General features: G+C 59.8%; 6 protein-coding genes and 1 pseudogene. 4 read left to right on the top strand and 3 right to left on the bottom strand.

Going from position 1 to position 8,514, the window contains the following annotated elements; all coding sequences use genetic code 11:
• The coding region (locus JWR14_RS11130; RefSeq protein WP_299705887.1) for a winged helix-turn-helix domain-containing protein at positions 1–280 on the bottom strand (280 nt) is incomplete at its 3' end.
• Between the two features lie 349 nt (positions 281–629).
• Between JWR14_RS11130 and JWR14_RS11125 the strand changes: the two are divergent.
• The 4 genes and pseudogenes from JWR14_RS11125 to JWR14_RS11110 all read left to right on the top strand — a co-directional run.
• A pseudogene (locus JWR14_RS11125) lies at positions 630–1,292 on the top strand (VOC family protein); the annotation flags it as partial.
• Positions 1,293–1,683: 391 nt separating this feature from the next.
• Positions 1,684–2,892 (top strand): PLP-dependent aminotransferase family protein, encoded by a 1,209-nt coding sequence (locus JWR14_RS11120; RefSeq protein ID WP_299705884.1) that lies wholly within the window; start codon positions 1,684–1,686, stop codon positions 2,890–2,892.
• Between the two features lie 85 nt (positions 2,893–2,977).
• On the top strand, positions 2,978–3,442 hold the full coding sequence (locus tag JWR14_RS11115; RefSeq protein ID WP_299705881.1) for a RidA family protein: 465 nt from the start codon (positions 2,978–2,980) through the stop codon (positions 3,440–3,442).
• Positions 3,443–4,052: 610 nt separating this feature from the next.
• Positions 4,053–6,458, top strand: coding sequence for an EAL domain-containing protein (locus JWR14_RS11110; protein WP_299705878.1), 2,406 nt, complete (start codon positions 4,053–4,055; stop codon positions 6,456–6,458).
• Positions 6,459–6,622: 164 nt separating this feature from the next.
• Here the strand turns inward: JWR14_RS11110 and JWR14_RS11105 are convergent, their stop codons facing one another.
• Complete coding sequence (locus tag JWR14_RS11105) at positions 6,623–7,081, bottom strand: CopD family protein (protein WP_299705875.1); 459 nt, start codon at positions 7,079–7,081, stop codon at positions 6,623–6,625.
• A gap of 232 nt (positions 7,082–7,313) precedes the next feature.
• Positions 7,314–8,514, bottom strand: a 1,201-nt coding sequence (locus JWR14_RS11100; RefSeq protein WP_299705873.1) for a DNA gyrase subunit A, incomplete at its 5' end; no start/stop codon positions are given.

Below are 8,514 nucleotides of genomic sequence, written 5' to 3'. Positions count from 1 at the left end.
GGACGTGGGAATCGTTGGAACTGGTCCGGTCGCGCACGAAAAACCCGGAGCCGCGCCGCGAGTCCAGATACCCGTGCGCGACCAGTCGTTCGTACGCCTCGACCACCGTGAAACGCGACACGCCCTTATCCACCGCGAGTTTGCGGATGGACGGCATGCGCATGCCTGGACGGAACACCCGCTCGTCAATCCGGCGCCGGCCCCACTGGACCAATTGGTCGACGAGCGTCAGTTGCGGCGCGCCGTGCGGCGCGGGGATCTGGTCGAGCGGGACTGACATGTCAGGTTCCATCGGGGTTAGATGCGTTCGATGACTGTACCGTAGAGTATTGGATCGATTGTACCGTTACTGTTACGGTCGTTGCCGATACATTTAAGACTGGGACGATAGCTAAACTTGGCGGTTTCTGTAGGCATTTCGTGCGGCGTTTTCGTACGTCTTCACTGCCTCGGAAGAGCTCCAGGACGATTCTCAGCCGCTGCGCGAGCCATGCGCTGATTGTCTGGCTAAATGCTCGGCCAGATGGCTAACGCAGAGCCGGCATAGCGGCAGGGCCGGGCGGAACGGGTATGCTGACGAGCTCAGCCGGCGTTGTCCGGGCAATTTTCCTTCAAGCTATTCGCGCACTATGACCGCTCATCCGCTGCAACTCGACCACCTCGTTATCGCCGCCCGCACGCTGGAAGAAGGCGCGGACTTTATCGCCGCAAAATTGGGCGTCGAGATGACCGGAGGCGGTGCGCATCCGCTGATGCGCACGCATAACCGCCTGCTGAACCTGTGGGGCGGCGCGTATCTTGAAGTGATCGCGATCGACCCGAACGCGGAGCCGGTCCAAACGCCACGCCCTCGCCTCTTTGCACTCGACGACCCGGCGCAGATCAAGCGTCTTGAAGCCGGCCCGCAACTTGTGCACTGGGTCGTGCGTGTGAACCGGCCGAAGCGGCTGACGCGTTGGCAAGCGCAATACCCGGAGCGCATTCCGGCTGTGGTACCCCTGACACGCGGCGGGAACGCATGGGATCTCACCGTTCCGGTCGATGGCACTTTTCCCGCGTGGCAAGGCGCCGGCGACGGGCTCCTGCCGTCGCTGATCCAGTGGGACACGCCGCAGCATCCGAGCGAAACGTTGCCGGAAACCGGTATTGCGCTGAAGTCGCTGACGGGGTTTCATCCGCGAGCGCACCTGATCTCGGAGCAACTGGCATGGCTTGGGGTGTCCCACCTGCTGCAGGTCGAAGTCACGTCGGGCACGCCGGTACTCGTCGCGGAATTTGAGTTGGTGGATGGCTCCATCGTTACGCTGGGGGAATCTGCTGAATCGATCGAAGCGGCCAAGCAGGCAGAGGCCGCGCCGGCCAAGGCAGCCCGCAAGCGCGCCAAGAGCAGGAAGACCGAAGACACAGAGGCAGTCAATGTCGCGAACACGCCTGAGGACACGGCCGAACCGGGGCAAGACGAACCGGTGCAGGAAGACGAGCAATAGAACGCCGGCGCGGTTCGTACTCGTATTGGGTTTGATGACAATCGACCCGGACCACCGGCACGCCATAATATGCGTCCGCCGCCACTCATCGATTGCGCTGGATTGCATTACGCAGGACCTTATTCGAAGCACCGTGCAGCATTTCATCAACCCGCATGCGCATTAGAACCGCTCATTGAGACCAACCGAGGACCCCATGAATCAAGCCGACCTTCAAGCCCAGCCGTGGCAACTTTCCGAACGTGCGAGAAAGCTCACCAGTTCGGCGATTCGCGAAATCCTGAAGGTCACCGAGCGGCCAGAGGTCATTTCATTCGCGGGCGGATTGCCGTCACCAGCTACATTTCCTGTCGAGGAAATGCGGGTGGCGTGCGACCGCATCCTGCGTGACAGCCCGGCCGCCGCGCTGCAATACAGTGCGACCGAAGGCTATCTGCCGCTGCGCGAATGGGTCGCGCAACGCTACTCGGTGAACGGCGCGTCGATCCGGCCATCGCAAGTGCTGATCACAACAGGCTCGCAACAAGCGCTCGACCTGCTCGGCAAGGTGTTGATCGACCCCGCCAGCCGCGTGCTGGTCGAAACGCCTACGTATCTGGGCGCGCTGCAGTCTTTTTCCATGTATGAGCCGAACTACGTGCAAGTCCCGACCGACGAACACGGCTTGATCCCATCCTCGCTTGACGCCGCGCTGACGGCCGGTGCGCGCCTCTTGTACGCGCAGCCGAATTTCCAGAATCCTACGGGCCGCCGCCTGTCGCGGGAACGCCGCACCGCGCTAGCCGCGTTTGCGCAACGCGCCGGCTTCCCGGTGATCGAGGACGATCCATACGGTGCGCTCGACTACGCGGGCGCCCCCCTGCCGACCATGCTGTCGATGGCGCCCGATCACATCGTGCACCTGGGTTCGTTCTCGAAGGTCCTGTCGCCCGGCATGCGTGTGGGTTACATCATTGCGCCCGAAGAATTGCACTTCAAGCTGGTACAGGCGAAGCAGGCAACCGACTTGCATACACCGAGCCTCACGCAACGCATCGTGCACGAAGTCGTGAAAGACGGCTTTCTCGAGACGCATATCCCGAAGATCCGCGCGCTGTATCGCGACCAATGCGCGGCCATGCTGGCGTCGCTCGAGCAGCACATGCCGGCGGGTGTTGAATGGAACCGTCCGGAAGGCGGCATGTTCGTATGGGTGAAGCTGCCGAAACACGCCGGTAAGCACATCGATACAATGAAGCTGCTCGAGCAGGCAATCGAGCAGCACGTCGCGTTCGTGCCCGGTGGCCCGTTCTTCGCGAACGAAGCGGAGCACAACACGCTGCGTCTGTCGTTCGTGACCGTGCCCCCGGCGAAGATCGACGAAGGTATCGCCAAGCTCGGCGCGTTGATTCGCGCGCTGGTCTGATCTCGTCGCATTAGAGGCGTGCCGCGGCGGGACGACCGCCCTGGTGCGCTCTCGCGTCATCCTTTCCATTTTTAGGGAGTACCCCATGGCCCAACTGAACGTCTACGACAAGCTGAAGGAACTCGGCATTGACCTGCCGACGGCCGGCGCCCCCGCCGCCGCCTACGTGATGAGCGCGCAAAGCGGCAACACGGTTTATCTGTCCGGCCACATCGCGAAAAAGGACGGCAAGGTGTGGGTGGGCAAGCTGGGCGCTACGCTCACGACCGAGGAAGGCCGTGCCGCCGCACGCTCCATTGCCATCGACCTGATCGCCACGCTGCACGCGCATGTCGGCGACCTGAACCGAGTGAAGCGGATCGTGAAGGTAATGAGCCTCGTCAACTCCACGTTCGAGTTCACCGAGCAGCACCTAGTGACCAACGGCGCGTCCGAGTTGATCGCCGATATTTTCGGCGAGGCCGGCAAACATGCACGCTCGGCATTTGGCGTAGCGCAGATTCCGCTGGGCGCTTGCGTCGAAATCGAATTGATTGCCGAAGTGAGCTGAAAGCGCTGCTTTAAACACTTAAGAAGCATAAATCGCTGCAACGAATTTTAGTCTTGTTCTTAATCCCGATGCCGCCCGGCATCGGGATTCAAATTACCGCACTTCGTTCGCTTAAATTCACATTGGCGAAACGAGCGTCGCCCCGCCCAAAACCCCTCCAGATAAGCGCTTCAGCCTATCCGTGTATACCTCGATACTTCGCCTCGCCGCCACGCTTCCTTAAATGAGTTGCCTTCAGTAATATCTAAGCCGGTTGTCATTGGTATTATCTGACTCAGCCGTCATTTTGGAAATCAGGCTCACGCGGGGGGACTGGATACCAGCGGCCATCGGTCAGCCCGGGTCAACACCGGACGGAGTTGGAGTTTTAAAACAGTATTACAAAAATCATCGTAAGCTAAATGCAAGCGTGCTTAACGCGCACGCAGGCCCCAGTGTGCAAAAGGGCTGCAAACAAAGTGGAAAGATGACCCGGATTCATCGGGAAAACGGCAATAACGCCCCGCCTCACCGGCATTGGACGCGCTGCAGCAATGCCAATACTCACTTATGTTGTTCCGGACGCACTATCGGCGCAACCCGTCACAGGGTCCATGGACTGACCAAACCCATGAATCGATCACGGCCCAAAGCGCCACGCGACATGAAGCAAGCGGATTTTCCGCGACGGCGCCGCGCATTGTTCGCCATTCCGGCGCTGGGTGCGCTCGTGCTCGTCCTGCTGTGGACGGTGATCTTTGCTCGCCTGTCCGTGGAGCGCGACGCCGCCACGCACGCGTCAATGGCCTCAGCGGCCATTCTCTCGTCCGCGCTTGAGCAGCACACGATCAAGGCCATTCATCAGGTCGACCAGATCACCCGTTTCGTCAAATACGAGTTCGAGAAAACACCCGGGCAGTTCAACCTTGCAAGCACGGTTGAAAAAGGCGTGGTGCAGAGCGACACGCTGGTGCAAGTCTCGTTGATCGATGAACACGGCATGCTGGTCGGGTCCACATCGGGCGCCATACCAAAACCTGTCGATCTTTCCGACCGTGAACATTTCCGGATTCACCAGCTTTCCAACGACGACCTGCTCTACATCAGCAAGCCCGTCCTCGGCCGCGTGTCCCGGCAATGGACGCTGCAGATCACGCGTCGCCTGAATCATCCCGACGGCTCGTTCGCGGGCGTCGTGGTCGTATCGGAGGATCCCAGCTACTTCACGAGCGACTTCTACAACGTGGCGTCGATCGGACGCGACGGCGTGGTCGCCGTGATTTCGGACAACGGCTCGGTGCTCGCCCGCAGCACCGGCGTAGGCGCTGGCGCGACATCCGTCCATCCGGACGGCCGCTTGACGAAAAAGGTCGACGGCAGCGGCAACCCGCAGGCCGCGTTCACAGCAAGCGGCGTGTACCCGACCTCCGAGCACGCATCCGGCATCTATGTCGATCCCATCGACAACGTCACGCGCATCGTTTCGTATCGGCACATAGATGGCTATCCGCTCGGTGTGCTTGTCGGCCTGTCGCAGGCAGAGGAATTCACCGACTTCAATCACACACGGCGCGTTTATCTGCTGATGGCGACCTTCATCTCGCTCGCCATGCTCGGCTTTTTCGCGGTGGCGACCGGGCTGATCGGCAAACTGCTCGGGCGTGAGCGCGAGATGACGCATCTCGTTGAATACGACTTGCTGACTGGTTTGCGAAACCGCTATTCCACGCTGCAAATGCTGCGTCACGACGTTGCCAAGCCGGAGAACGTCGGCCATCTTGCGCTGCTTTTCATTGATCTGGACAACTTCAAGACCGTCAACGACACCCTCGGCCATAACGCCGGCGACATCGTCCTGCAGATGACGGCGTCCCGGCTGGCAGAAACGATCAGCGACGACGGCATGCTGTCACGTATTGGCGGCGATGAATTCGTGGTGGTGGTCAAGGGCCCCGACGTGGAGCGGCAAGCAGTTGAACTGGCGGAAGCGGTTTCGCATATGTTCGCGACGCCTTTCGACGTGCGCGGCAGCGCCTTCGTGTTGCACGCGAGCATTGGCATTGCGTTGTATTCCGTGTCGAGCGAAAGCGAAATCGACTTGCTGAAGAAGGCCGACCTGGCCATGTACAGCGCGAAGGACTCGGGCAAGAACTGCTATCAGTTTTATTCGCCGCAGTTATCACATCGCGCCGATCATCTGATGAAGTGGGAACAGCAATTACGGGTCGCCCTGGCCCAGGATCAATTGTTTCTCGCTTATCAGCCAAAGATCGATCTGACTCGACGATGTATCACCGGTTTTGAGGCGCTGGCGCGATGGAATCATCCCCAGCACGGCCTGATTCCGGCTAACGAGTTCATTCCGGTCGCGGAATCGACGGGACTGATCGTGCCTATCGGTGACTTCGTGATTCATACGGCGTGCAGGCAATTGGCAGTCTGGCAGCGTCAAGGGTATGACGGGTTGTCGCTTGCGGTGAATATCTCGGCGGTGCAGTTCTGGCGCGGGGATTTGCTTGAGACCGTCGCGGCTGCCATTCGCGAAAGCGGTATTGCGCCGGGGAAACTCGAACTCGAGATTACTGAAACCGTGATGATGGAGTTTCCGGATATTGTCGCGGAGAAAATTTCTGCGTTGAAGCGCCTTGGCGTCAGGATCGCACTGGATGATTTCGGTACCGGATATTCGTCACTGTCTTATCTGAACCGGTTTGCCGTCGACACACTCAAGGTCGACCGATCATTTATCCAGGCTATTCCGCACGATCGCAGTGTCTGCGTGATGGTCTCCGCCATTGTCAATCTTGCCCGGTCGCTAGGTTTGACCGTTGTGGTTGAAGGAACCGAAACCGAGGAGCAAGTTGCATGGTTGTCCCGGCTTGGACCGATCGAGGCCCAAGGTTTTCTCTTTTCTCGCGCGGTTCCGGCGGATGGCGTGCAGGCGCTACTCGACCGCTTTGGGGTCTGCGGCCTGGGGCTCATGGCTGAGGTCGTGGCCCTACCGTTAGGGGAAGCGCCGTCTAATACTGTTGATTGAAAACGCAACGCCGGTGATGGGTTCATCGCTCGTCTGAGGGGTTCGCGACGCACTCGCTATTCTCGGACCTCCAGACGGGAAACGGCTAACTGCTGTGGGTGAAAGACCCAGTCCGTACCAGCCTTTTGTAGCGCATGCACGACCCTTTCCGTGCGCCCACGTGATCAGAATCCCCGCGACAAAACCGCTGCGCCCACGGTCACCACACCCAGCACGATATTGACCAGCACGAGCCTTCTGATCGTACCTACCGCCCTCGCACCGTCGGGCCAGTTTTGCGATTGCACTGCGCGCCGGATTTTCGGGAATACGCCGAATCGGATATGGCCGAAAATCAGCATCATCACAATGCCGAGACCTGCCATGGCGTGTAACGGCAACGCCGCGTGGGCGCCGCCGAATTGTGTCAGCAAAAAACCGCCCGTCAGCAGTATCACCAGCACCGATGCTGCCACCCAGTTGAAAAATCGAGCGAATACCGACTCCCATAACGGCAACCTCAATTGCGGCGATAAATCCGCTATTGCCGGCCGCAGACAGAAGTGAGCAAAAATCATCCCGCCAATCCAGACCGCCACCCCCAACAAATGCAGGAACAGCGCCACTTCAATCGCTTTATTCATTAACGTTCCTAAATGCAGGTGAATCACCGGTTTCCACTGCCGAGCCAAGGACTCACTCACCCAAGCACTTATCCCCCACTTCGCCCGCCACCTTCGTTTTCAAGTTTCTACAAGGTTCGGGCGTTCGACTCAGCCAGACAGAGCCAGTTCAAGTATTTTCAAGATAAACAAACGCCCCGGACCGGCGTAGCCAACCCGGGGCGCGTTATCACGCGTTAGTGCGCGTCGGTTATCAGCCTTCGAACACCGGCCGCAACTCCGTCACCTTGATAGTGGACTCGGGCGCGCGGCCCTTGCGCGCCCGCTTGCCTACGTGCGCTTCCAGAGCTGCACCCGCGAGTTTCTCGTCACGCACCTTGCCACCCCGGCCCGTGCCGATCAGCACCAGACCGCGTGCGTCGATAGCCAGCGCTTGCCGCAACGTCTCCTTTGGATCGAGCGCCATCAAGATGACACCACGGCCACCACCCGACAGCGTCTTCATCTCGTCGACATCAAATACCAGCAGGCGTCCGTTACTCGACAAGCATACGACCCGCGTAGCGCCCGGCAGGACCGGCATGGGCGTGAGCGGCGCCGCACCTTCGTCGATGGTCATGAACGACTTGCCCGCCTTCACCCGGCTCACCATGTCGCCGAGCTTGGCCATGAAACCAAAGCCGTTACTCGATGCCAGCAGCAACGGCTGATCAACCGAAGCGGCAAAATAATGCAGCAGATGCGACCCCGACTCGAGCTCGATCAATGACGTGACCGGCACACCGTCGCCCCGGCCGCCCGGCAGGATTGCGACGGGCACGGAGTACACGCGACCGTTGCTGCCCCACGCAATCAGCATGTCCGGTGTACGCGCCTGGAACGCGGCGTAAATGCCGTCGCCCGCCTTGAACTGGAAGCTGGCGGGATCGAGGCCATGGCCCTTCAACGCCCGCACCCAGCCCTTCTGCGACACCACCACCGTCACCGGATCGTCGACCACGCGCACCTCGAACGTCGCCCGCTTTTCCGGCTGGATCAACGTGCGGCGATCGTCGCCATATTGCTTGGCGTCGGCTTCGATCTCCTTGATCAGCAGCCGTTTCATGGCAGCGTCGCTGTTGAGCAACTCTTCGAGCTTTTCCTTTTCGCTGCGCAGTTCCTTCAGTTCCTGCTCGATCTTGATTGCTTCGAGCCGCGCCAGTTGCCGCAAACGGATTTCGAGAATGTCGTCGGCCTGGCGCTCGCTGAGATTGAAGCGCTCCATCAACGCCTCTTTCGGATCATCGGCTTCGCGGATGACGCGGATCACTTCATCGATATTCAGAAAGACGATCATCCGCCCTTCAAGAATATGGATCCGATCATTCACCTTCCCCAACCGATGCTGCGTGCGGCGCGTGACCGTCGTGAACCGGAAACCGACCCATTCGTGCAGGATCTCACCACTGCTTTTC

This window comes from Caballeronia sp. (assembly GCF_028292365.1).
Classification (GTDB): domain Bacteria; phylum Pseudomonadota; class Gammaproteobacteria; order Burkholderiales; family Burkholderiaceae; genus Caballeronia.
Note: the sequence above shows the minus strand (reverse complement) of the source record. Positions and strands in the feature narration are given on the sequence as shown.